Raw genomic sequence first — 23179 nt, 5'->3', positions numbered from 1 at the left:
CAGTCAACGAACTGGTATTAGCGCCGCGGAAATCGCCGAAAGCCTTGCGCGGCAAGCGTTTTAGTGCCGGCAAAGCCTTTGTTTACAACGCAGTGCGGGATAGGGATTTACCCGAAGTGGTATGCAAAGGGACGGGTCAAAGGAGGGATTTGCCGCGTTTCCGGGCGTCGAAAGCAGACCAGAATAGAACCACTTTGGGCAACTGGTATGCATCGCCCAACGAGGCCGATGCACTAGCCGGCCGTCTTTCTCCACGACCGGAACAGCTCCAGCAGCGCGCGGCACGGCATCGACGTCGCGCCGCCCCGCCGCCACACCGCGCCGACGTCCATCGTCGGTACGGTCACGCTGAGATTGCGGCGGCTGATCCGGTTGCCTTCCAGCGACCACGGCCGATAAACGAGATCCGAGAGGATCGTCACCCCGTGCCCGAGCGCGACGAGGCTTCTCACCGCTTCGATCGACTTGCTCTGCATCCAGACGTTCGGCGCAATGCCGTAGCTGCCCCAGTACTTGCCGACGGTGCGCAGGTGCTCGTCCATGTCGAGCAGCAGATAGTTCTCGCGCGCGACGTCCTCGAGGGTGACGCGACGGGCGTCCTGCAACGGATGCCCCGGATGGGTCCACAGCCGGCGCGGCGAACGAAGAATCGTCTCGTATTTCAGGTCGCCGACTTCCGCGGTATTCGACACCAGCAGCAGCGCGATATCGAGGCGATCGTCGATCAGCATCGTCTCGATCGTTTCGCGTTCGCTTTCGACGATGCTCACGCTCAGCTTGCCGAAGCGCCCGGAAATGGCGGACATCAGCGACGGCATCAGATAGGTCGAAATGGTTTCGGTCATCCCGATCCGGACATGCCCGGCGATCTGCTCCGGGTCCTCCTGGGCGGCCGCGACCGCGCGATCGATCGACGTCGTCGCGTGCTGCACGTGACGCAGGAACCGCTCGCCGGCCGGCGTCAGGCGCACGCCTTTCGGATGACGCAGCAGCAGCGTGACGCCGACCGCCTCCTCGAGGTTCTTCAACGCGATCGTCATCGACGATTGCGACACCGAACACAGATTGGCCGACTTCGAGATTTGCCCCGTATCGGCAACCGACACGAAGTATTCGATCTGGCGCAGGGTGATGTGCGTATTCACGGGAAAAGGTCCGGGAAGGCCGGGCAGCTCCGGATCAGCACTGCCTCGGAGGCCCGAACAGTACAACGGATCGAGGGATGCGATATTGATTCAATATATACCGGACCATCGAAAGGATGAATTTGTCATGGCCGCCGTCGCTTCCTAGCATGGTCGCAAACATGAACCGGACGATGCCAGGCGATGGAGACGCAGGAAAAGAAGGGCTATTGCACGTTGTGCCGGTCGCGATGCGGCACGATCAACGTCGTGCGTGGCGACATGATGATCAAGGTCCGGCCCGACGATACGCACCCGACCGGCCACGCGATGTGCATGAAGGGAAAAGCGGCGCCGGAACTCGTGCATAGCCCGAACCGCGTGCTGTACCCGATGCGGCGCACGCAACCGAAGGACGCCGCCGACCCCGGCTGGCAACGTATCGGCTGGGACGAAGCGCTGGCCGAGATCGCCGGGCGTCTCGCGTATTTCAAGCGGGAAAACGGCGCCGAATCGGTCGCGTTCGGCGTGACCACGCCCAGCGGCACGCCGATGAGCGACAGCATCGACTGGGTCGAGCGATTCGTCTGGTCGTTCGGCAGCCCGAATATTTGCTACGCGACCGAGATCTGCAACTGGCACAAGGACAGCGCGCATGCGTTCACGTTCGGCTGCGGCATGCCCGGCGCGGACTACCGGCATGCCGGGCTCATCGTGCTGTGGGGCAACAATCCCGCCAACACCTGGCTCGCGCAGGCCGATGCGATCGCGAAAGGCCGCCGCAACGGCGCCCGGCTGATCGTCGTCGATCCGCGGCCGACCGCGCTCGCCCGGGAAGCCGACCTGTGGCTGCGCGTCCAGCCCGGCACCGACGGCGCGCTCGCGATGGCGATCGCGCGGCAGATGATCGCGACCGGCAACGTCGACGATGCATTCGTGCGCGAATGGACCAACGGCCCGCTGCTCGTGCGGGCCGATACCGGCCGGTTCCTGCGCGAGCGGGATCTCGACGGCGAGGCGCCCGACAACCGCTACGTGGTCTGGAACGAGACGCTCGATCGGCTGGAACTCGCCGGCGGGGAAACCTCGACCCGGCCTGCCGACCTGTCGATGACCGGCGTGCGCCGCGTCGCGATCCGCGATGCGGCGGGCCGCTGCGTGGAGGTCGACTGCACGCCGGCCTTCGACCTCTATGCGAAGGCGCTCGACGCCTATACGCCGGAACAGGGGGCAACGATCACCGGCGTCGCTGCAGCCGACATCGTGAAGGCCGCCGACATGCTGCGCCCGCACCAGGCGATCGCCTATCACGCGTGGTCCGGCGTCGGCATGCACACCAACGCCACGCAGACCGAGCGCGCCATCGCGACGTTGTATGCGTTGACGGGTGCATTCGACACGCGCGGCTCGAACCGCGAATGGACGAAGCAGCCGGCCAACGCGGTGAGCAGCTACGCGATGCTGAACCCGCAGCAACGCGCGAAAGCGCTCGGCCTCGCGGAGCGACCGCTCGGCCCGCCGGCGCAAGGCTGGGTCACGGCGCGCGACGTCTATCGCGCGATCCTCGACGGCGAACCGTACCGCGTGCGCGCGCTGTTCGCGTTCGGCACGAACATGGTGATGTCGCAAGCGGACGGCGGCCTCGCGCACGAGGCGCTTTGCGCGCTCGATTTCCATGTCCACTGCGATCTGTTCGAAACCCCGTCGTCACGCTATGCGGACATCCTGCTGCCGGTGAACACGCCGTGGGAACGCGAAGGGCTGCGGCTCGGCTTCGAGATCGACGAGCGCGCGGTCGAACTCGTGCAGTTGCGGCAGCGCATGGTGCCGCCGCGAGGCGAGAGCCGCGCGGATTACGACATCGTGTTCGACCTGGCCGTGCGGCTCGGGATGCAGGACGCGTTCTTCGGCGGCAGCATCGAGGCCGGCTGGAATCACGTGCTCGAACCGCTCGGGCTGGACGTCGCATCGCTGCGCGCCCATCCGGAAGGTATCGTCAGGTCGTTGCCGCAACGCGAGCGGCAATACGCGGCGGCGACGCCCGACGGCATGCGCGGTTTCAACACCGAGACGCGGCGCGTCGAACTGTATTCCGAGAAACTGCATCGTCACGGCTACCCGCCCGTGCCGCAGTACGTGCCGCCGCGGCATGGCGACGATGCACGCGCGGACAACCCCCGCCGCTTTCCGTACACGTTGACGTCGACGAAGAACGGCTACTACTGCCACAGCCAGCATCGCGGCCTGCCGAGCCTGCGGCGCCGCGCGCCGTACCCGGTGGCGGAACTCAACGACGCACTGGCGGCGGAGCACGGCATCGTCGACGGCGACTGGTGCGTGATCGAAACGACGAACGGCGCGGCGCGCTTCAAGGCGCGCGTCGTACCGGAACTAGCGCGCAACGTGATCGTGGCCGAGTACGGCTGGTGGCAGGCCTGCGACGAGATCGGCCTCGATGCGCTCGCCGTGGACGGCCGCGACAACAGCAATTTCAACCCGCTCGTGTCGGCCGCGCAACTCGATCCGGTCAGCGGCTCGTCGCCGCTGCGGTCCTTGCGCTGCCGCATCCGGCGCGACCCGTCGGTCGATCCGGCGCGCCGCGCGTGGCAAGGCCTGCGGGATTTCGTCGTGTCCGCGATACGCGAGGAAGCGAGCGGCGTACGCACCGTCACGTTTCGGGCCGCGGACGGCGGCGCGCTGCCGGACTATTTGCCCGGTCAGCACGTGACGCTGCATATCCCGTCGCTCGGCGACGGCGGGACGACGCGCGCCTATTCGCTGACGGGCGCCGCACGCGAGGACGATCGCCGCACTTACACCATTTCGGTACGGCACCAGAAAGGCCAGACGCGCGACGGCACCGCGTTCGAAGGTGCAATGTCGTCCTACGTTCATTGCACGCTCGAGGTCGGCGACCCGGTGTTGCTCGGTGCGCCCGGCGGCACGTTCGTCGTGCCGCCGGCATCGCGCCAACCCGTCGTGATGTTCGCGGGCGGCATCGGCATCACGCCGTTCATTTCGTATCTCGAATCGATTTGCAATCTCGCGGACCGCGCGCCGGAATCGCGGCTCTTCTACGCCAACCTGAACAGCAGCACGCACGCGTTCCGCGACCGCATCGAGACGTTGAAGCAGCGCCTGCCGACGCTCGACGTCGTCAACTGCTACAACCAGCCGCGCGACGAGATACCGGGGCGCGACTTTCAGCTGCACGGCTACCTGTCGGCCGACGTGGTCGCTGACGACCTGATCCGGCGGCGCGCGCGGTTTTACCTGTGCGGCCCCGAACCGATGATGGAGGCGATCACGGCGGGGCTGATCGCGCGCGGCGTCCCGCCGTTCGACATCTTCAAGGAAGCGTTCAGGTCCCCGTCCCGGCCGACGCTCGACCCGTCGAAGCAATACGCGGTGCAGTTCACGCGGTCGCGCCGCACGGCCACCTGGACACCCGGCGACGGCAGCCTGCTGTCGTTCGCGGAAAGCCTCGGCATCGCGTTGCCGAGCGGTTGCCGGGTCGGACAGTGCGAGAGCTGCGCGGTCAAGGTCGTCTCCGGCGAAGTCACGCATCTGAGCGGACAGGGGCCGGACGAAGCCGACTTGTGCCTCGCCTGCCAGGCCATTCCGGCAACCGACATCAGCATCGATGCATAACCCCCCATTCGAGGAAAGGTTCACCATGAAACATTTCGACGCCGTCGCAACCCGCGACGCGCTGGATTTCGACTCGCTGGTCGCGCGCCTGCGGCAAGCATTCGTCGACGGCTGCCACGTGCCGCTGCGGCATTCGCACGTCGTCCATGCCGGCAGCGCGGACGAAGGCACGGTGCTCATCATGCCCGCGTGGCAAGACCACGGGTATCTGGGCATCAAGACGGTCAACATCTTTCCCGGCAATGCGGAACACGGCCTGCCCGGCTTGCACTCGACCTACGTGCTCTACGACGGACGAACGGGCCGCCCGCTCGCGCAACTGGACGGCAACGAAATCACGTCGCGCCGCACCGCGGCGGCGTCGGCGCTGGCCGCCACCTATCTGGCCCGGTCCGACGCATCGCGCCTCGTGCTGCTGGGCGCCGGCCGGGTCGGCAGCCTCGTGCCGCTCGCGTATCGCAGCCAGTTGCCGATCTCGCACGTCGAGGTCTGGGACAAGGATCGCGAAGCGGTGGCGCGACTGGTCGACCGGCTGACCGGCGACGGTTTCGACGCGGCGCCCGTCACGCATCTCGAGGAGAGCGTCCGTCGTGCCGACGTCGTCACCTGCGCGACGCTCGCGACGGAGCCGATCGTCCGCGGCGAGTGGCTCGCACCGGGCTCGCATCTGGACCTGATCGGCAGCTTCACGCCGCGCATGCGCGAAGCGGACGACGACTGCTTCCGGCACGCGGAGATTTACGTCGACACGGACGAGGCCGCGCAAAAATCCGGCGACCTGCTGGGCCCGCTGGCGCGCAACGTCATTGCGCCCGAGCACCTGAGCCGGACGCTGACGGCGCTGTGCCGGGGCGACGCGCAGGGCCGGACGAACGACCTGCAGCGCACCGTGTTCAAGGCCGTCGGCACCGCGCTGGAGGATCTGGCCGCGGCCATTCAAATCCATGAAAAAGCGAATTGAACCCGTGACGGGCAAGGAGATCGAGATGAAAGAGCTGATGAACGTGCAGCGCGGCGACGCGCCGGCGGCGGACCGCGAACGTGCGCTTGAACGGATGGCCGCGGGCATGGCGCGCTGGTCGGAGAAGTGGTTCCCGGACGCCTATATCTTCGCCGCGCTCGCGGTGATGATCGTGGCGGCGGGCGCCCTGGCGGTCGGGGCGCCGGTCACGCGGGTCGGCGTGGCGTTCGGCGACGGCTTCTGGAGCCTCATCCCGTTCACGATGCAGATGGCGATCGTCGCGATCTCGGGTTATGTCGTCGCGGTGTCGCCGCCTGCGTCGCGGCTGATCGGTGCGCTTGCGCGCGTGCCCGCGTCCGGGCGCGCCGCGGTGACGTTCGTCGCGCTCGTCAGCATCGTCGCGTCGCTGTTCAACTGGGCGATCAGCCTGATCTTCAGCGGCCTGCTGGTGCGTGCGCTCGCGCGCCGCACCGATCTGCGGATGGATTACCGCGCGGCCGGCGCGGCCGCTTATCTCGGCATGGGCGCGACGTGGGCGCTGGGTTTGAGTTCGTCCGCGTCGCAATTGCAGGCGAATCCGGACAGCCTGCCCAAGGCGCTGCTGGCGATCTCCGGCGTCATCCCGTTCACCGAGACGATCTTTCTCCCGCAGTCGATGCTGATGGCCGCGGTGCTGACCGTCGCGTCGCTGCTGATCGCGTATCTGTCCGCGCCGAACGACGCGCGGGCGAAGACCGCGACGGCGCTCGGCATTGCGCTCGACGAAAGCCATACCGCGCTCGCCCGCCCCAGCCGCCCGGGCGACTGGCTCGAATACAGCCCGCTCGTCACCGTCGTGATCGTGGCGATCGGCGCGATCTGGGCGTGGCACGAGTTCACGACGAAAAATCCGCTGATCGCGATCTCGAACCTGAACACGTACAATTTCCTGTTCCTGCTGCTGGGCATGCTGCTGAACTGGCGGCCGCGGCGCTTCCTCAATGCCGTCGCGCGTTCGGTGCCGTCGGTCGCGGGCGTGCTGATCCAGTTTCCGCTGTACGGCGGGATCGCGTACATCCTGACCAAGGCGGCCGCGCCCACCGGGCTGCCGCTGTCCGATCACCTCGCCCACTTCTTCGTCGCGATGTCGTCGCATGCGTCGTTCCCCGCGGTGATGGGCGTGTATTCGGCCGTGCTCGGGTTCTTCGTGCCGTCCGGTGGCGGCAAGTGGATCATCGAGGCGCCGTACGTGATCGAGGCAGCCAAACTGCTGCAGGTTCATCTGGGCTGGGCCGTGACGGTCTACAACGCGGCCGAGGCGTTGCCGAACCTGATCAATCCGTTCTGGATGCTGCCGCTGCTCGGCGTGCTCGGCTTGCGGGCGCGCGACATCGTCGGCTTCACGTTCACGCAACTGGTCGTGCACCTGCCGCTCGTGATCTTCATGCTGTGGGCCCTCGCCGGTACGCTCGCTTACCATCCGCCGGTGATGCCGTAACGCGTATGGGGGGCGGCTTGTGGTCTTGGGTGGTGGTGCGGCGGCGGTGTCGGTGTCGGTGTCGGTCCCGTGCCGTGCCGTGCCGTGCCGTGCCGTGCCGTGCCGTGCCGTGCGGCATCGTACCCGTCGTGCCGCGCGCGTGCCGGCGCTGCATGCCGGCCTTAGTGGAATTCGCGGCTCGACGTGCGCAGGCCGCCGAGCAGCGGCGTCAGATCCTCGAAATGCTGCGCGACGAGGTGCCGCACGTCGCTCACGACTTGCCACACGCCGGACGCCGCAAGCAGCCGCGAATCGAGCGTTTCGCGGCGCTGCCGCGCGAGCAGTTCGGGCCGGACGATCACGTTCACGCAGCCCGTTTCGTCCTCGAGCGTCATGAACATCACGCCCTTCGCGGTGCCCGGCATCTGTCGCGCGATCACGAGCCCGCATGCGCGTGCGAGCCGGCCGTCGGGACGCTCGCGCAACTCGGCCGCCGACGACAGCCGCTGCGCGCGCAAGGCCGGCCGCAGCAGCGCGACCGGGTGGCGGTTCAGCGTGAGGCCGGTGGTGTGATAGTCGGCGAGGATGTCGTCGGCTTCCGACGGCGCGCCGAGCGCGGGCTGCTCCACCTCGTCGATCGGCGCGGCGGCGAGCAGGTCGCGCTCCGGCGCCGCGGCGACGGCCTGCCACAGCGCATCGCGGCGATGGCCGGCGAGCGTCGCGAGCGCATTCGCGGCGGCAAGCACCTCGAGATCGCGGCGTTCGAGCTGCGCGCGACGGGCGAGGCTGTCGACGCTATCGAACGGGCCGGCGGTACGAGCGGCTTCGATGCGCCGCGCGGCGGCTTCGCTCAGGCCGCGCACGAGCGACAGGCCGAGCCGCACGGCCGGTTGACCATGCGGGGGCGGCTGATCGGGCAGTGCTTCGAGCGACGCTTCCCAACCGCTTTGCGTGACGTCGATCGGCAGCACCTTCACGCGATGACGCTTCGCGTCCTGCACGAGCTGCGACGGCGGGTAGAACCCCATCGGCTGGCTGTTCAGCAGCGCGGCGAGGAAGATCGCGGGTTCGTGGCATTTGAGCCAGCTGCTCGCGTACGCGAGTTTCGCGAAGCTGGCGGCGTGGCTCTCGGGGAAACCGTATTCGCCGAAGCCCTTGATCTGTTCGAAGATCTGCTCGGCGAATTCGCGCGTGTAGTTGCGTTCGAGCATCCCGCTGATGATCTTGTCCTGATATTTCTCGAGATTGCCCTTGCGCTTCCACGCGGCCATCGCGCGGCGCAAGTCATCCGCTTCGCCGGGTGTAAAACCGGCCGCAACGATCGCGATCTGCATCACCTGCTCCTGGAAGATCGGCACACCCAGCGTGCGAACGAGCACTTCCTTGAGCGCGTCGCTCGGATACGTGACCTCCCCCTTCTCTTCGCCGGCCACGATCCTGCGCCGCTTCAAATACGGATGCACCGCGCCGCCTTGAATCGGACCGGGCCGCACGATCGACACCTGGACGACGAGATCGTAGTAGTTGCGCGGCCTCAACCGCGGCAACATCGACATCTGCGCGCGCGATTCGATCTGGAACACGCCGACGGTATCGGCACGGCAGATCATGTCGTAGGTTGCCTTGTCATCCTGCGGAATGTGTTTCAGCGTGAATGGCTTGCCGTCCTTCGCTGGCCCGCGCCACGCGGTGCGCAGGTCGAACGCGCGATGCAGCGCCGACAGCATGCCGAGCGCGAGCACGTCGACCTTCATCAGCCCGAGCGCTTCGAGATCGTCCTTGTCCCACTGAATCACGCGCCGCCCGTCCATCGCCGCATTTTCGACCGGCACGAGCCGCGTGAGCTTGCCGCGGCTGATCACGAAGCCGCCCGAATGCTGCGACAGGTGGCGCGGAAAGTTGAGCAGGCGCCCCGCCAGTTCGGCCCATGTCTGAATGATCGGCGTCGCCGGATCGAGCCCGGTCGACGCGAATTGCTGCAGCAGATCGCGGCTGCCGTCGAACCAGCGATGGCCCTTCGCGACGCGATCCACCAGCATCGGATCGACGCCGAGCGCCTTGCCGGTTTCACGCAGCACGCCGCGCGGGCGATACGTCGAAACGGCGGCGGCAAGCGCGGCGCGATCCTTGCCGTATTTTTCGTAGATGTGCTGGATCACCTCTTCGCGGCGCTGATGCTCGAAGTCGACGTCGATATCAGGCGGCTCGCCTCGCTTCTCGCTGATGAAGCGCTCGAACAGCATCGTGCTCTGATCGGGATCGACCTCGGTGATGCCGAGGCAATAGCAGACGACCGAATTCGCGGCCGAGCCGCGGCCCTGGCACAGGATATTCTGGCTGCGCGCGTATTTGACGATGTCGTAGACGGTCAGGAAGAACGGTTCGTAGCTCAGCTTCGCAATCAGGTCGAGTTCATGGCGGATCAGCTTTTCGACCTTCTCCGGAATGCCCTGCGGGTAACGCACGGCCGCGCCTGCGAAGGTTTCCTGTTCCAGATAACGCGTCGGCGTGAGCCCCTTCGGCACGATCTCGTCGGGATACTCGTAGCGCAGCTTGCCGAGATTGACGTCACATGCATCGAGAATCGCGCAGGTTTCGCCAATCTCTTCGGACGAAAACAACTTCGCGATCCGCCCGCGCGAACGCAAATGCTGCTCCGCATTCGGCGCGAGCGCATAGCCGCACTCGGCCACCGGCATCCCGACACGAATCGCCGTCATCACGTCCTGCAGCGGCTTGCACGAGCGCACGTGCATCGTCACGTCGCCGAGCGCGACGAGTCGCACGCCGCGCCGTTTGCCGGCCGCACGAATCTCGTCGCGCTGCACGCCGTCGAGCGCGCGCTGCAACTGCACGAGCCCGAGCCGCGCACGCTCGCCGAACGTCGCGCGAAACCACGCGACCTGCGCATCGAGCACGTCCGCCCGCACCGGATACGTCGGCACGAGAATCGCGAAGCAGTCGGGCATCCCGCGCAGGTGTGCAAACTTCGCCGGCGGCGCCGACAGCATCCGCGACGTCAGCTTGTACGTCCCCTTCGGAGCCTCCATCCGCCGCCATGAAATCAGCTCGGACAGATTGCCGTACCCTTCGCGGTTCTGCGCGAGCAACACGAGCCCGAACGCACCGGGGCCCGGGTCGTGGCCGGGTGCGACGTCATCCGGCGTGACGTCGAAATACGAACCGATGACGAGCGACAGCCCTTTCTCTTTAGCGGCGACATGCATGCGCGGCGCGCCGGCGAGCGAGCATTCGTCGGTGATCGCGATCCCGCGATAGCCAAGTTCGTCGGCGCGCTCGACCAGTTCCTCCGCATGCGATGCGCCATGCAGGAACGAAAAATTCGAGCGGCAGAACAACTCCGCGTAATCGGGCAGCAAGCTGAATTCCGCAACCATCTTCGTTCACCCGAACAGGCCGTGCAGGAACCAGCGCGGCGCAGCCTGACTGCTCGTCCGCTCCCTGAACACCCAATAGCACGCACCCTCTTCGTCCTGCGCGACGTGGTAATCGCGTGCAGCGAGCTGCCCGTCGAACCACCCGGCCTCGATCCGCTCGACCGACGACATCATCCGGAGCGGCGTATGAAATACCGGCCGCTCGCCGCGCATCAGCAACGGCAGCGGCTCGGCCAGCAGCCACGCGGGACGCGGCGGCGCGGCGGGTGAAACAGCAGCGGGCTTGCCGGGCTGCGCATCGAGCGGTAGCCAACGGTTCGCGGCTTCGGGCCGGTAATCGGCGACAGGCGCCGCGCGCAGCACGTTGTCCGCGCCCAGCCGCGCGACCAGCAGTTCGAACAACCGCTCGCGGGTTTCCCGCGTACCGCCCGGCTCGGGAAAAAGATCGTCGGCCGGCGGCGCGACCGATTCGACGCGCGTGGCCTTCAGCCGCACCGCGATCACCGCGGCCGGCAACTCGACGCGCGCGAGCCGCTCGCCCAGCAGCCGCATGAAATGCGCTTCGTCGCGCACGGGCGCCGCGAACGCGAGCTCGAGCGGGGTCGGCGGCACGGCCTGGCGGCCGCGCTCGTGCTCGAGATCGAAGGTCATCGCGGCCAGCGACAGTTGCCGCGCGGCCAGCCAGCCGCACAGCTGCACGACGAGCCGCCGCGCGGCGAACAGCACGGCTTCCGCGTATTCGACGCGCTCCGGCAATTCGAGCCGCACGTCGAACACGGGCGGCACCGCCATCCATGCGAGCGGCTCGACCGCTTCGCCGTACGCCCGATCGAGCGCGGCCAGTAGCGCGGGACCGCAGCGCCGCTGCAGCCCCGCGCGCGGCAGCCGGCGCAGATCGGCGAGCGTGCGGCAGCCGAGGCCGTCGAACCAGCCCGCATACGGACGCGCATCGGGCAGCAGCATGCACGGCAACCGATCGAGCGTGCGGACGAGCGAGCCCTGGCGCGCGACGCGGCGCCGGATGCGTGCCCGCGCCGACGTGCGCGCGAGCAGCCACGCGCCGCACCCGGTCGGCGCGGCGGCCAGGCGCGCCGCGTAGCCGAGCGCCGCGAGCGTCGCGCGCACCTGGCGGCACAGCGACGGCAGCCCGCCGAACAGCCGCAGGCTCGGACCGACGTCGACGATCAGCGTGGCTTCGTCGCCGAGCGCGACGCACGGCGAGAAGCGCAGCAACGCGAGCGCGACCGCGCGCAGCGCATCGGCTTCGCGGGCGGGATCGCGCTCGACGAGCAGCGTGTCCGGCGCGAGCGTGAGCACGCCGCCGCGCTTCATGCCCGCGCGCACGCCCTGCCGGCGCGCGGCCGCATCGGCGATCAGCACGACACCCTGCTCGAGCACCGCGCAGCCTGCCTCGCTGGCCTCGCCGGCCGCCGCGTCAGACGGCGGCGGGGCGCACACGTCGAGCGGCAGGCGCGGCAGATGGATGCCGAGCAAGACGCGCATAGCGGCTCTCCACGATGGGCGACGGCAAATCGAGCACGAGCGGCTCGCTGCGCGCGGGCCCGCGACGCTTGACGATGTCGAGCGACACGCCGCCCGGCACCGGATACAGCGCGACGCGCAGCACGGCCGGCGACGGCTGCCGCGCGGCTGACAGCGGACGCAGCATCACGAACAGCGTGTCGCCGGTGCGCGCGGCCGCGAGATGCAGGCGCCGCAGCGCATCGGGCCGCGCGTCCTGCCAGAGCAGCAGCGCGCCGCAACAGCCGGTCTTGAGCGCCTGCTCGGCGGCCCACAGCGCATCGGTGCGGCTACCGGCGCGCAGCCACAGCAGCGTATCGGCCGGCACGCCGAGACTGGCGAGCGCGGTGGCATGCGGCGACTGCGGCGGCGCGACGAGCGCGAGCGGCCGCCGCGCGCTGACGCTGCGGGCGAGCGCGGGCGCGAGCAGCCGCATCTCGCCGCAGCCCGGCTGCGCGGCCAGCAGTTCGACGAGGCCGCCGACCGGCCAGCCGCCACCCGGCAGCTCGGCCGACAGCGGCGCGAAGCCCGTGTCGATCGTGCGCGGACCGCCGCGCGCGAGCTGCGAGCCGCGCCAAAGGGACGGATGAAGGGATTCGGGAGCAATGGAGGATGCGAGCATGACGCTACCCACAACTGTATGGATATACAGTATATGGCAATGCGTCCGCGCCGCACAGCACCGGTGTAGAACCGGTTTTCGTCAGAGGAAAAACGACGGGAAAGCCGGCGTGGCCGTCATGTTACGCCGCGCCGGAGCGGGCGTGCCCGGATCGTGCCGGCCCGGCCGGGCCGGCACGCCAACCCGCCGGAGAACCGGCACGATGCAGCACCCCGCACCGCACCGGCCGCCCGTCAGCCGAGCAGCAGCGCGTCGTCGTCGAGCTGCTCGTGCCGCACCTTCTCGAACATCTGCAGCAGGTCCGGCACGTCGAGCCCGCGACGCGCCTCGCCCGACACGTCGAGCACGACCTGCCCCTGGTGCAGCATCACCGTGCGGTCGCCGTAGTCGAGCGCCTGCCGCATGCTGTGCGTGACCATCATCGTCGTCAGCTTGCTCTCGGCGACAATGCGCGCGGTCAGCTCCAGCACGAACGCGGCCGTCTTCGGGTCGAGCGCGGCCGTGTGCTCGTCGAGCAGCAGGATTCGCGACGGCCGCAGCGACGCCATCAGCAGGCTCACCGCCTGCCGCTGGCCGCCCGACAGCAGCCCGATCCGGTCGGTCAACCGGTTTTCCAGCCCGAGGTTCAGCAGTCGCAGCTTGTCACGGAACAGCTCGCGCGACGGCCGGTCGAGCGCCGCCCGGAAACCGCGCCGGGCACCACGCGCCATCGCGAGCGCCATGTTCTCCTCGATCGTCAGCGCCTCGCAGGTGCCGGCCATCGGGTCCTGGAACACGCGCGCGACGAGGTGCGCGCGATCCCACGCGGCCTTGCGCGTGACGTCCGTGCCGTCGATCGCGATGCGCCCCGCATCGACGCGCTGGTCGCCGCTGACCGCATTGAGGAAGGTCGACTTGCCGGCGCCGTTCGAGCCGATCACCGCGACGAACTGGCCGTCGGGAATCTCGAGCGACAGCCCGCGCAGCGCGCGCGTCTCGATCGGCGTGCCGGGATTGAACGTGAGTTTGAGATCGTGTGCGGACAGCATGTCATGCCCCTCCGTTCTTGCGCGCGAACAGCTTCTTGCGCGTCGCCGGCAGCACCAGCGCGATCGTGACGAGCGCGGCCGTCACGAGGTTCAGGTCCTGCGCCTTCAGGCCGATGAATTCGCTGTTCAGCGCGAGCGCGATGAAGAAGCGGTAGACGATCGCGCCGAGCACGACGGCGAGCGTCGTCAGCACCAGCCGGCGCGCGGGCAGCAGCGTCTCGCCGATGATCACCGCGGCCAGCCCGATCACGATCGTGCCGATCCCCATCGAGATGTCGGAGCCGCCCTGCGTCTGCGCGAACAGGGCGCCCGCGAGTGCGACGAGCGCGTTCGACAACGCCATCCCGGCGAGCGTCGCGCGGCCGGTCGCGATGCCTTGCGCACGCGCCATCCGCGGGTTCGCGCCGGTCGCGCGCATCGCGAGGCCGAGCTGCGACGAGAAGAACCAGTCGAGGCCGAGCTTCGCGACCACGACGACGATCGCGAGCAGCGCCGGGCGCAGCACGTAATCGGGCATCCAGTCGGGCTGCAGCACGGTGAAGAGGGTCGGCTCCGTGATCAGCGGCACGTTCGGCCGGCCCATGATCCGCAGGTTCACCGAGTAGAGCGCGATCATCATCAGGATACTGGCGAGCAGATCCATGATCTTCAGGCGCACGTTCAGCCAGCCGGTGACGAAGCCGGCCAGCGCGCCCGCGACGATCGCGATCACGGTCGACGTGAATGGGTCATGGCCAGCCGAGATCAGCGTCGCGGCGACGGCGCCGCCGAGCGGAAAGCTGCCGTCGACGGTGAGGTCGGGGAAGTTGAGGATGCGAAACGAGATCAGCACCCCGAGGGCGACGAGGCTGAAGATCAGGCCGATCTCCAGTGCGCCCAGAAACGAGAACAGAGACATGATGGGGAAATCCTGTTGCTTCCCGGCCGGACGTGTACGGCCGGGCGAAGCGAACGGGCGGCCCCGGGTGGAGGCCGCCCGTCCGGCGATGTCGTCGAGGCCCGGATCGGGCCTGCCAGCGCGGCGTCGGGCCGCGGCTTACTTGATGACCGTCTTCGCTTCCTTCACGAGATCCGGCGACAGCGTGACACCCTGCTTCGCGGCCGCGCCCGTATTGACGAACAGCTCGAGGTTGCTGCTCGTCTCCGACGCGATCGCGCCCGGCTTCTCGCCCTTCAGGATGCGCGCGACGACCTTGCCGGTCTGGCGGCCGAGGTCGCCGTAGTTGATGCCGAGCGCCGCGATGCCGCCGCGCTTCACGCTGTCGGTATCGCCCGCGACGAGCGGGATCTTCGCTTCGTTCGCGACCTTCACGAGCGCTTCGTACGCGGACACGACGTTGTTGTCGGTGTTCGTGTAGATCACGTCGACCTTGCCGATCAGGCTCTTCGCGGCCGGGCCGATGTCGACGGTACGCGGCGCGGCCGCTTCCTTCAGCGTCATCCCCTGCTTCGCGAGGATCTCCTTGAGCTCCTTCACGACGACGACCGAATTCGCCTCGCCCGGGTTGTAGACCATGCCGACCGTCTTCGCATTCGGCACGACGCGCTTGATCAGCGCGACCTGGCGATCGAGCGGCAGCTTGTCGGACACGCCCGTCACGTTGGTGCCCGACGGGCCCCAGCCCTTCACGAGCTGCGCGGCGACCGGGTCGGTGACGCCCGAGTAGACGACCGGCACGCTCTTCGTCGCGGCGACGACCGACTGCGCGGCCGGCGTCGCGATCGCGACGATCACGTCGGGCTTGTCGCCGACGAACTTGCGCGCGATCTGCGCGGCCGTGCCCGTGTTGCCCTGCGCGCTCTGGTATTCCCACTTGAGCTTGTCGTCGCCGTAACCTTCCGCCTTCAGTTCGGCGCGCACGCCGTCGCGGATCGCGTCGAGCGCCGGATGGTCGACGATCGACAGCACCTTGACGGTCTGGGCATGCGCGGCGCCGGCCAGCGCGAATGCGGCGACGCCGGCCGTGATCGAACGGATCGCGAAAGTCTTGAATCGCTTCATGGGTATGTCTCCCCCGTATTGTGTCGGTTCTGGATGATGGATTCCCGCCGCCGTCGGGCGGGCGCCGCCCGTGCGTACGAAACGCGGGCGATCGGCCCGCGCATGCTCCGGGAAAGCATGCAGCGGCGAACGCACGAGGATACCATTTCCGCAGACCACCGCCTGACTCCACGCTTTCACGCGGCGCGCCGGACGCCGCCCTCGCCGAGGCCCCGCGAAGGCGTCCAAAGCCCCGCCGGTGGCGGCTCCGGCGCGCGGCGGCCAACGCGTCAGCCGTGCTCATGGCTTTACGCTATGCTGTCGGCCGACCCAATCCACTCCATCGGAGGGCAGATGAAACGGGGTATCCGAGCCGGCGCGTTCGCCGCCGTCGCGCTGGCGCTGCCGGGCGCGGCGTTCGCACTGACCGACGGCAGCGCGCAATACGACGACTGCATGCTCAATGCGCTGCGCGAAAGCCGCAACGGCGCGGCGGCCCAGTTGATCCAGCGCTCGTGCGACGCGCTGTACCGCAACAACGCGATGCTGCTGCCGCGCGAGCGGCGCTTTCACGAGTGCGTCGTGCAATCGCTGCCCGGCGTGCGCGACAACTACGCGATCCAGCAGATCATGTCGATCTGCTCGCGGCGCGGGGAGATGTAGGTATAGGCGCGCGTGCCGCGCCAATGAAAAAAGGGCCTGCGCGATGCAGGCCCTGTTCGTTCAGCGGTCCGACCGGTGGGCGGCGTTCAGAACGACGCGACCATCGAGCCCTTGAACTGCTTCTTGATGAATTCCTTCACTTCCGGCGACTGGTACGCCTTGACCAGCTTCTTCACCCACGGCTGATCCTTGTCCTTCGCGCGCACGGCGATCAGGTTCGCGTACGGGCTGGTCAGCGCCTCGAGTGCGATCGCGTCCTTGGTCGGCTGCAGGTTCGCGGCCAGCGCGTAGTTGGTGTTGATCACGGCCGCATCGACGTCCGACAGCACGCGCGGCAGTTGCGCGGCGTCGAGTTCGGAGATCTTCAGCTTCTTCGGGTTCTCGGCGATGTCGAGCACCGTCGCGTTGTTGCCGCCCGTGCCGGCGCCCGCCTTCAGCTTGATCACGCCTTGCGTCTGCAGCAGCAGCAGCGCGCGGTTTTCGTTCGACGGATCGTTCGGCACCGCGAGCTTCGCGCCCTGCGGCAGATCCTTCAGCGACTTGAACTTCTTCGAGTACACGCCGATCGGCGAGATGTAGGTCAGGCCCGCGCTGACGATCTTGTAGCCGCGCTGCTTCACCTGGCTGTCGAGGTAGGGCTGGTGCTGGAAGCTGTTCGCGTCGAGGTCGCCCGAATCGAGCGCCGCGTTCGGCTGCACGTAGTCGTTGAACTCGATGACCTTCACGTTCAGGCCTTCCTTCTCTTTCGCGACCTTCTGCACGACTTGCCACACTTCCGAATCCGGGCCGGCGACCGTGCCGACCTTGATCACCTTGTCTTCGGCGTGCGCGCCGGCCGACAGCGTCAGCGCGGCACCGGTGGCCAACACGGAAAATACCTTCAGGAGACTGCGACGCTTCATCTGTTTCTCGCTTGCTTGCTTACTTGAAATGGGGCGCGATACGGGTATGCCCGGACTCGCAGGAAGGGCCAAATGGTGTCACAGGATCGGTGGGAAGTGAAATACATCCCGCTCATATGGGTATGCACCAGCGCAGTGCTGGCGGCCGACGTGTCGACTCGGCCGTTAGTTGCATTTCTCGCTCAACGGATCAGTTCGTCGACCGACCGCGTCACGCCGCCACCGCCTCGTCGGCCGTCTGCTTGCCGAAGGCCGGCTCGGCCGCCCGTGCGCCGGCTCTGCGCGTCGACGCGCCGCCGGCATTGCCGACCCGGAACGCGCCGACCGCATCGCGCAGCCGTGCGGCCTGCTCCTGCAGCGACGCGGCCGCCGCCGCGGCTTCCTCGACCAGCGCCGCGTTCTGCTGCGTCACCTGGTCCATCTGCGTGACCGCGCGCCCGACCTGCGTGATGCCGCTCGCCTGCTCCTCGGACGCGGCCGCGATCTCGCCCATGATGTCGGTCACGCGCGCGACCGCCTGCAGGATCTCGCCCATCGTCGTGCCGGCCTGGCCGACCAGCGTCGAGCCGTTGCGCACGCGCTCGACCGAATCGACGATCAGCTCGCGAATCTCCTTCGCGGCCGTCGCGCTGCGCTGCGCGAGCGAACGCACCTCGCCCGCGACCACCGCGAAGCCGCGCCCCTGCTCGCCCGCACGGGCGGCCTCGACCGCCGCGTTCAGCGCGAGGATGTTGGTCTGGAATGCGATGCCCTCGATCACGCCGATGATGTCGGCGATCTTGCGCGAACTGTCGTCGATCTCGCCCATGGTGCCGATCACGCGGTTCACGACGTCGCTGCCGGTGCGCGCGATGTCCGACGCGTTGTTCGCGAGCCCGCTCGCCTGCCGCGCGTTGTCGGCGTTCTGCTTCACCGTCGCGGTCAGCTGCTCCATGCTCGCGGCCGTTTCCTCGAGCGACGCGGCCTGCTCCTCGGTGCGCTGCGACAGGTCGTCGTTGCCGGCCGAGATCTGGCGGCTCGCCGACGCGATCGCTTCGGCCGACTGGCGAATCCCGCCGATCGTCGCCTGCAGCCGCGCCTGCATGTCGTGCATCGCGGCCATCATGCTCGTGCGGTCGCCCGCGCGCACCGGCACCGGCAGCGTGAGGTCGCCCTGCGCGATGCGCGCCGCGAGCGCGGCCGCTTCGTCCGGCTCGCCGCCGAGGCTGCCGCGCACGTTGCGGATGATCACCAGCATCGCCGCGCTGATCACGAAGCCGATCACGAACACCACGGCCAGGTGGCCGAGCAGCGTCCGGTAGTAGACGGTGTCGATGTCCTTGAGGAACACGCCGCTCGAGATGTTCCAGTCCCACGGCGCGAACCGCGTGACGTAGCTGATCTTCGGCACGGCCGTCTCGCTGTGCGGCAAGCGCCCGCGATATTCGGCGAACCCGCTGCCGGTTGCCTTCGCGGCGTTCAGGATCGTCACGAACAGCGGCTTGCCGTCCGGATCGAGATAGTCGCCGACCTGCGTGTCGACGAGCTTCGGCAGCGTCGGATGCATCAGCACGACCGGCTTCGAATCCATCACGAACACATAGCCCGAATCGCCGTAGCGCATCGCGGCGAGACTCGCGAGCGCGTCGCGCTTCGCGTCGGCCTCGGGCAGCGTGCCGTTCTGCGCGAGCGCGTGATAGGCCTTCACGATGCCCGCCGCCGAGTCGACGAGATTCGCGATGCCCGCCTTGCGTTCGGCGAGCATCGTCGCGCGCGTCTCGTAGGCGCTCCATGCGCCGACGCCCAGAAGACCGATCCATACCAGCGCAAGCGCGAGCCACAGCTTGCGGTTCAAACTCATTCTGCTCATCTGCGTGCCTCTGTCGATGTCGATGCATCCGGCGCGCGAACGGCCTGCCGCGCGCAAACGGTTGCTCTTTTATTTACGGCAACGAGGCTTACATCTTGAATACACGCGAACCCGGCGAACCGGAGATCGACAAACGCACCGCCCGCCGGCGCGACAGCCCGCATCCGCTGTGCTAAAAAGACCGGCTGACCGGCGCACAAAGCGCCGGCATCATTCCAGGGCCATCCATGTACGTCATCGACATCCACTACACCGCGTCGCTCGAGCGCATCGACGACGCGCTCGAACGCCACCGCGCGTACCTTCAGCCGCAGTTCGACAAGGGCATCTTCATCGCGGCGGGGCCGAAGGTGCCGCGCGAAGGCGGCGTGATCCTCGCGGCCCGCATCGATCGCGACGCACTCGACGCGATCCTCGAAACCGACCCGTTCGTCACCGAGGGGCTCGCCACCTATCGCGTGACGGAATTCCGGATCACGCGCGCCGCGTCGGGCTTCAACGTGCCGGCGCTGCCGTAACGCGGCTTCGGCGCAATACGTGCGCAATACGCGCGCATGCCGACGCGCCGCCCGGCGGGCAGCGCATGCGCACGACAACGAGAGCGGGAAAACGTGACGGCGCAAAAACGGCCGTCACGCGAAACGCCGGACCGGGCGCCCGGCGGTTGCCGGTCAGTCGACCAGCAGCTTCAGGTCGTGGACCCACGGGGCCGGGCCCTGGCCGTCGCGCACGAACAGGCGCAGCTTGCCGTCGCGGTCGAACACGTAGCTCGCGGCCGTGTGATCCATCGTGTAGCTGCCGAGCGTCTTGCCGGGCACCTTCGCGTAGTACACGCGGAAATCCTTCGTGACCTTCTTCAGCGCCGCTTCGTCGGCCGGCCGCAGGCCGATGAACGACGGATCGAACGCGGGCACGTACTGGCCGAGCAGCGCCGGCGTGTCGCGTTCCGGATCGACGGTGACGAACAGCACCTGCACGCGTTTCGCGGCGTCGGGGCCGAGCTGCTTCAGCGCTTCGGACAATTCGGCCATCGTGGTCGGGCACACGTCCGGGCAATGCGTATAGCCGAAGAACATCACGACGGCCTTACCCTTGAAGTCGGCGAGCGTGCGCACCTTGCCGGTGGTATCGGGCAGCGAGAAATCGGAGCCGAACTGCGTGTTGCCGGTGATGTCGAGATTCTGGAATTTCGGCGCGTTGTCGCATCCGGCGAGCAGCAGCGCTGCCGTGAATGCGCACGCGAGCATCCAGCCTTGGCGCGCGCGGCGCCCGAACCGTGATGGAAGCATTGCGTTCAAACCGTGCGGTTACACGCCGAGCAGCGGGCGTGCATAGTGATCGACGAGCAGCGCGGCAAACAGCAGCGACAGATAGACGATCGAGTAGCGGAAGGCCTTGCGGGCGAGTTCGTCCGAATAGTCGCGATGGATCTTCCACGCATACGCGAGGAACACCGCGCCGAGCAGCACCGCGCTCGTCAGGTAGACGGCCCCGCTCATCCCGGAAATGAACGGCATCAGCGTGACCGCGAACAGGATCACCGTGTACAGCAGGATGTGCAGCCGCGTGAACTTCTCGCCGTGCGTGACGGGCAGCATCGGCAGCCCGGCGTTCTCGTAATCCTTGCGGCGATACAGCGCGAGCACCCAGAAATGCGGCGGCGTCCAGACGAAGATGATCAGCACGAGGATCCACGCGTCGCCCGGCACCGCGCCGGTGACGGCGGCCCAGCCGAGCGCCGGCGGCATCGCGCCCGACGCGCCGCCGATCACGATGTTCTGCGGCGTCATCGGCTTGAGCAGCAGCGTGTAGATCACCGCGTAGCCGACGAACGTCGCGATCGTCAGCCACATCGTCAGCGGGTTCGTGAACGTATAGAGCGTCCATGCGCCGACGCTGCCGAGCACGGCCGAGAACAGCAGGATCTGCGGCGTCGTGATCTCGCCGCGCGCGGACGGACGCCACGCGGTGCGGCGCATCATCGCGTCGATCTTCTGTTCGACGAGGCAGTTGATCGCGAACGCGGCGCCGGCCAGCAACCAGATGCCGACGGTGCCGCCGATCAGTACATGCCACGGCACCATGCCCGGCGTCGCGAGGAACATGCCGATCACCGCGCAGAACACCGCGAGCTGCGTGACACGCGGCTTCGTCAGCGCCATGTACTGGGAAAAGCGGCTACCGGGCGATTGGGAGAGGGTGCTTTGCATGGGGACGGTCACGCCGGGGCGGCGTCGCGCGCAGGCTGCGCGACACGGCCGGGGCGGCTTGAAAGGATGCGAAAGTTTAACATGACGACGAGCAGCAGCAGGATCGCGGCCCCGCCGTTGTGCGCGACGGCGACGGGCAGCGGCCACTGCAGCACGATGTTGGTCAGGCCCGTCACGAACTGCAGCAGGACGACCAGCAGCACGCCGTTCGCGGGCCGCCGCAGCGAGTCGAAGCGGCGCATCTTCAGCGCGAACGCGACCAGATACGCGACCACGACGAACGCGAACGTGCGGTGCGTCCAGTGGATCGCGACCAGCGCGTCCTGCGTGATCGCGTCGCCGTCCTTCGTCATTCCGAGCGCGCGCCACAGGTGGAAGCCGTGCTGGAAGTCCATCGGCGGAATCCACTGGCCGTTGCAGGTCGGGAAGTCGGTGCACGCGAGCACCGCGTAGTTGGTGCTCACCCAGCCGCCGAGCGCGATCTGCACGACCAGCAGCACGAGCGCCGCGAGCGCGGCCGCACGGTAACGCCCGGCCTCGGGGTCATACGACGGCAGCGGCGTCTGCCGCGCCGCGAGCCAGCCCAGCGTGCCGAGCAGCGTGAGACCGAGCAGCAGGTGGATCGTGACGATCACCGGTTGCAGCTTCATCGTGACCGTCCATGCGCCGAACGCGCCCTGCACGAGAATCAGCAGCAGCAGGCTCGTCGGCCACCACGGCGACACGTGCAGCGGGCGGCGGCGCAGCCGCGCGGCCCATGCGATCACCGTCTGCGCGATGATCAGCACGCCGATCGCCATCGCGAAATAGCGGTGGATCATCTCGATCCACGCCTTCGTCATGCTGACCGGCCCGGTCGGCATCGCCTGGTGCGCGGCCGTGATCGCCGCGTGCGCGATGAACGGCGACGACGTGCCGTAGCAGCCGGGCCAGTCGGGGCAGCCGAGGCCCGAATCGGTCAGCCGCGTGAAGCCGCCGAACATCACGAGGTCGAGCGTCAGGAACGTGGTGATCCACACGAGCTTGCGGAACTTGTCGTCGTCGGCCTTCACCCACACGTACGACAGCGGCAGCAGCGCGATGCACAAGCCGATCAGGCCGAGTTGCAGTAGATACGACATCGGAATGGTGCCTCGTTCTCTCGCCTTAACCGATGCTCGACCACTTCAGCAGCTTCGTCACGTCCGACTTGATCTTGCTGGGATTCGGGTCTTTCGGGAAACGCATCATCAGGTTGCCGTTCGGGTCGACCATGTAGATGTGGTCGCTGTCCTTCGTGCCGGCATCGGCCGGCAGCCACGCGGCCACCGCGGCCGGATCGGCGACGAGCCGGCGCGTGTCCGGATACGCATCCAGCACCTTCTGCGGCATCGCGCCCGCATCGCTGCGCAGCCACACCATCGTGATCCGGTGCCGTTCGCCCGCCTGCGTGACGCGGACCTGACGCATGAAATAAAGCTTCTGCGCGCAGGCGTCGTCGCACGCGCTGCGGTCGGTCATCACGAACAGCCAGACCCCGCGCAGCGACGACAGCGGCACCGTCTTGCCGGTTTCGTCGGTGACCTGCAGATCCGCCGGGATCGGGCGCTGCGGCTCGATCAGCGTGCCGTAGTTCGTCGACCCGCCCTTCGGCTTGATCACGTAATAGGTGAAGTACGACGCGATCATCGGCGCGGCGCACACGAGACCCAGCAGCACGAGCATCCAGCGGCCGCGCTTGCGGGCCGCGGGCGACATCGGCGCAGCGGCCGGACCCTGACGGGGAGATTGCATGGACAAATCAGACCTCTCGAAACGAACCCGCGGCGCCGGC

General features: G+C 67.9%; 18 protein-coding genes. 5 read left to right on the top strand and 13 right to left on the bottom strand.

What is annotated here, in order from left to right; genetic code table 11:
• Window positions 1-233: 233 nt before the first annotated feature.
• Window positions 234-1145, bottom strand: a complete 912-nt coding sequence (locus tag BLS50_RS10430; protein WP_027812016.1) for a LysR family transcriptional regulator — start codon at window positions 1143-1145, stop codon at window positions 234-236.
• Between the two features lie 183 nt (window positions 1146-1328).
• On the opposite strand from BLS50_RS10430, the gene BLS50_RS10425 reads away from it, so the two are divergent.
• The 3 genes from BLS50_RS10425 to BLS50_RS10415 are packed head-to-tail and all read left to right on the top strand — an operon-like array spanning window position 1329 to window position 7213.
• Window positions 1329-4775 carry a molybdopterin-dependent oxidoreductase gene (locus tag BLS50_RS10425; RefSeq protein WP_074802170.1) on the top strand — a complete coding sequence of 1149 codons (3447 nt, stop codon included), beginning with the start codon at window positions 1329-1331 and terminating at the stop codon, window positions 4773-4775.
• 25 nt (window positions 4776-4800) lie between these two features.
• Complete coding sequence (gene lhpI, locus BLS50_RS10420; RefSeq protein ID WP_074802169.1) at window positions 4801-5736, top strand: bifunctional Delta(1)-pyrroline-2-carboxylate/Delta(1)-piperideine-2-carboxylate reductase; 936 nt, start codon at window positions 4801-4803, stop codon at window positions 5734-5736.
• A 25-nt stretch (window positions 5737-5761) separates the two neighbouring features.
• Entirely contained in the window at window positions 5762-7213 is a 1452-nt protein-coding gene (locus BLS50_RS10415) for a short-chain fatty acid transporter (protein ID WP_074802789.1), read from the top strand.
• 161 nt (window positions 7214-7374) lie between these two features.
• Here the strand turns inward: BLS50_RS10415 and BLS50_RS10410 are convergent, their stop codons facing one another.
• The 6 genes from BLS50_RS10410 to BLS50_RS10385 all read right to left on the bottom strand — a co-directional run bounded on the left by BLS50_RS10410 (window position 7375) and on the right by BLS50_RS10385 (window position 15763).
• Window positions 7375-10590 (bottom strand): error-prone DNA polymerase, encoded by a 3216-nt coding sequence (locus BLS50_RS10410; RefSeq protein WP_074802168.1) that lies wholly within the window; start codon window positions 10588-10590, stop codon window positions 7375-7377.
• Window positions 10591-10596: 6 nt separating this feature from the next.
• Window positions 10597-12093 carry a Y-family DNA polymerase gene (locus BLS50_RS10405; protein WP_074802167.1) on the bottom strand — a complete coding sequence of 499 codons (1497 nt, stop codon included), beginning with the start codon at window positions 12091-12093 and terminating at the stop codon, window positions 10597-10599.
• Entirely contained in the window at window positions 12026-12733 is a 708-nt protein-coding gene (gene imuA, locus BLS50_RS10400) for a translesion DNA synthesis-associated protein ImuA (protein WP_053525953.1), read from the bottom strand. The genes BLS50_RS10405 and imuA overlap by 68 nt, the downstream gene beginning before the upstream one ends.
• Before the next feature lie 233 nt (window positions 12734-12966).
• Complete coding sequence (locus BLS50_RS10395) at window positions 12967-13761, bottom strand: ABC transporter ATP-binding protein (RefSeq protein ID WP_027805337.1); 795 nt, start codon at window positions 13759-13761, stop codon at window positions 12967-12969.
• A 1-nt stretch (window position 13762) separates the two neighbouring features.
• Window positions 13763-14659 (bottom strand): ABC transporter permease, encoded by an 897-nt coding sequence (locus tag BLS50_RS10390; protein ID WP_011546267.1) that lies wholly within the window; start codon window positions 14657-14659, stop codon window positions 13763-13765.
• Between the two features lie 138 nt (window positions 14660-14797).
• Window positions 14798-15763, bottom strand: a complete 966-nt coding sequence (locus BLS50_RS10385; RefSeq protein ID WP_027805336.1) for an ABC transporter substrate-binding protein — start codon at window positions 15761-15763, stop codon at window positions 14798-14800.
• Between the two features lie 333 nt (window positions 15764-16096).
• Here BLS50_RS10385 and BLS50_RS10380 point away from each other — a divergent pair, with 333 nt between their 5' ends.
• Entirely contained in the window at window positions 16097-16405 is a 309-nt protein-coding gene (locus tag BLS50_RS10380) for a VF_A0006 family four-cysteine protein (protein ID WP_027805335.1), read from the top strand.
• An 86-nt stretch (window positions 16406-16491) separates the two neighbouring features.
• On the opposite strand, the gene BLS50_RS10375 is transcribed toward BLS50_RS10380, so the two are convergent.
• A complete protein-coding gene (locus BLS50_RS10375; RefSeq protein ID WP_006477742.1) occupies window positions 16492-17307 on the bottom strand; it encodes a MetQ/NlpA family ABC transporter substrate-binding protein in 816 nt (271 codons plus the stop codon).
• A 211-nt stretch (window positions 17308-17518) separates the two neighbouring features.
• Window positions 17519-19156 (bottom strand): methyl-accepting chemotaxis protein, encoded by a 1638-nt coding sequence (locus BLS50_RS10370; protein WP_074802166.1) that lies wholly within the window; start codon window positions 19154-19156, stop codon window positions 17519-17521.
• A gap of 227 nt (window positions 19157-19383) precedes the next feature.
• Between BLS50_RS10370 and BLS50_RS10365 the strand changes: the two genes are divergently transcribed.
• Window positions 19384-19674 (top strand): YciI family protein, encoded by a 291-nt coding sequence (locus tag BLS50_RS10365; protein ID WP_012329263.1) that lies wholly within the window; start codon window positions 19384-19386, stop codon window positions 19672-19674.
• A gap of 153 nt (window positions 19675-19827) precedes the next feature.
• Here BLS50_RS10365 and BLS50_RS10360 read toward each other — a convergent pair whose 3' ends face one another.
• Genes BLS50_RS10360 through BLS50_RS10345 form a run of 4 tightly spaced genes read right to left on the bottom strand, consistent with a single transcriptional unit; the run spans window position 19828 to window position 23139 of the window.
• The gene (locus tag BLS50_RS10360; protein WP_074802165.1) at window positions 19828-20445 is read right to left on the bottom strand and encodes an SCO family protein; all 618 of its coding nucleotides are present in this window, start codon (window positions 20443-20445) and stop codon (window positions 19828-19830) included.
• A gap of 18 nt (window positions 20446-20463) precedes the next feature.
• Window positions 20464-21366: a heme o synthase gene (cyoE, locus tag BLS50_RS10355; RefSeq protein ID WP_006477738.1), complete on the bottom strand. Its 903-nt coding sequence runs from the start codon at window positions 21364-21366 to the stop codon at window positions 20464-20466.
• Between the two features lie 8 nt (window positions 21367-21374).
• Complete coding sequence (locus tag BLS50_RS10350; RefSeq protein WP_011546270.1) at window positions 21375-22487, bottom strand: COX15/CtaA family protein; 1113 nt, start codon at window positions 22485-22487, stop codon at window positions 21375-21377.
• A gap of 25 nt (window positions 22488-22512) precedes the next feature.
• The gene (locus BLS50_RS10345) at window positions 22513-23139 is read right to left on the bottom strand and encodes an SCO family protein (protein ID WP_011546271.1); all 627 of its coding nucleotides are present in this window, start codon (window positions 23137-23139) and stop codon (window positions 22513-22515) included.
• Window positions 23140-23179 lie beyond the last annotated feature (40 nt).

The sequence above is a fragment of the Burkholderia orbicola genome, from assembly GCF_900100915.1.
GTDB lineage: Bacteria > Pseudomonadota > Gammaproteobacteria > Burkholderiales > Burkholderiaceae > Burkholderia > Burkholderia orbicola.
This window is presented reverse-complemented; position numbering and strand designations above follow the sequence as displayed.

Bases quoted from the DNA above. Each gene is read 5' to 3' on its own strand.
- BLS50_RS10395 (WP_027805337.1), bottom strand. From the start codon at position 13,761: ATGCTGTCCGCACACGATCTCAAACTCACGTTCAATCCCGGCACGCCG.
- BLS50_RS10365 (WP_012329263.1), top strand. From the start codon at position 19,384: ATGTACGTCATCGACATCCACTACACCGCGTCGCTCGAGCGCATCGAC.
- BLS50_RS10370 (WP_074802166.1), bottom strand. From the start codon at position 19,156: ATGAGCAGAATGAGTTTGAACCGCAAGCTGTGGCTCGCGCTTGCGCTG.
- imuA (WP_053525953.1), bottom strand. From the start codon at position 12,733: ATGCTCGCATCCTCCATTGCTCCCGAATCCCTTCATCCGTCCCTTTGG.
- BLS50_RS10375 (WP_006477742.1), bottom strand. From the start codon at position 17,307: ATGAAGCGTCGCAGTCTCCTGAAGGTATTTTCCGTGTTGGCCACCGGT.
- BLS50_RS10345 (WP_011546271.1), bottom strand. From the start codon at position 23,139: ATGCAATCTCCCCGTCAGGGTCCGGCCGCTGCGCCGATGTCGCCCGCG.
- BLS50_RS10410 (WP_074802168.1), bottom strand. From the start codon at position 10,590: ATGGTTGCGGAATTCAGCTTGCTGCCCGATTACGCGGAGTTGTTCTGC.
- lhpI (WP_074802169.1), top strand. From the start codon at position 4,801: ATGAAACATTTCGACGCCGTCGCAACCCGCGACGCGCTGGATTTCGAC.
- BLS50_RS10385 (WP_027805336.1), bottom strand. From the start codon at position 15,763: ATGAAGCGATTCAAGACTTTCGCGATCCGTTCGATCACGGCCGGCGTC.
- BLS50_RS10360 (WP_074802165.1), bottom strand. From the start codon at position 20,445: ATGCTTCCATCACGGTTCGGGCGCCGCGCGCGCCAAGGCTGGATGCTC.
- BLS50_RS10390 (WP_011546267.1), bottom strand. From the start codon at position 14,659: ATGTCTCTGTTCTCGTTTCTGGGCGCACTGGAGATCGGCCTGATCTTC.
- BLS50_RS10415 (WP_074802789.1), top strand. From the start codon at position 5,762: ATGAAAGAGCTGATGAACGTGCAGCGCGGCGACGCGCCGGCGGCGGAC.
- cyoE (WP_006477738.1), bottom strand. From the start codon at position 21,366: ATGCAAAGCACCCTCTCCCAATCGCCCGGTAGCCGCTTTTCCCAGTAC.
- BLS50_RS10380 (WP_027805335.1), top strand. From the start codon at position 16,097: ATGAAACGGGGTATCCGAGCCGGCGCGTTCGCCGCCGTCGCGCTGGCG.
- BLS50_RS10425 (WP_074802170.1), top strand. From the start codon at position 1,329: ATGGAGACGCAGGAAAAGAAGGGCTATTGCACGTTGTGCCGGTCGCGA.
- BLS50_RS10405 (WP_074802167.1), bottom strand. From the start codon at position 12,093: ATGCGCGTCTTGCTCGGCATCCATCTGCCGCGCCTGCCGCTCGACGTG.
- BLS50_RS10350 (WP_011546270.1), bottom strand. From the start codon at position 22,487: ATGTCGTATCTACTGCAACTCGGCCTGATCGGCTTGTGCATCGCGCTG.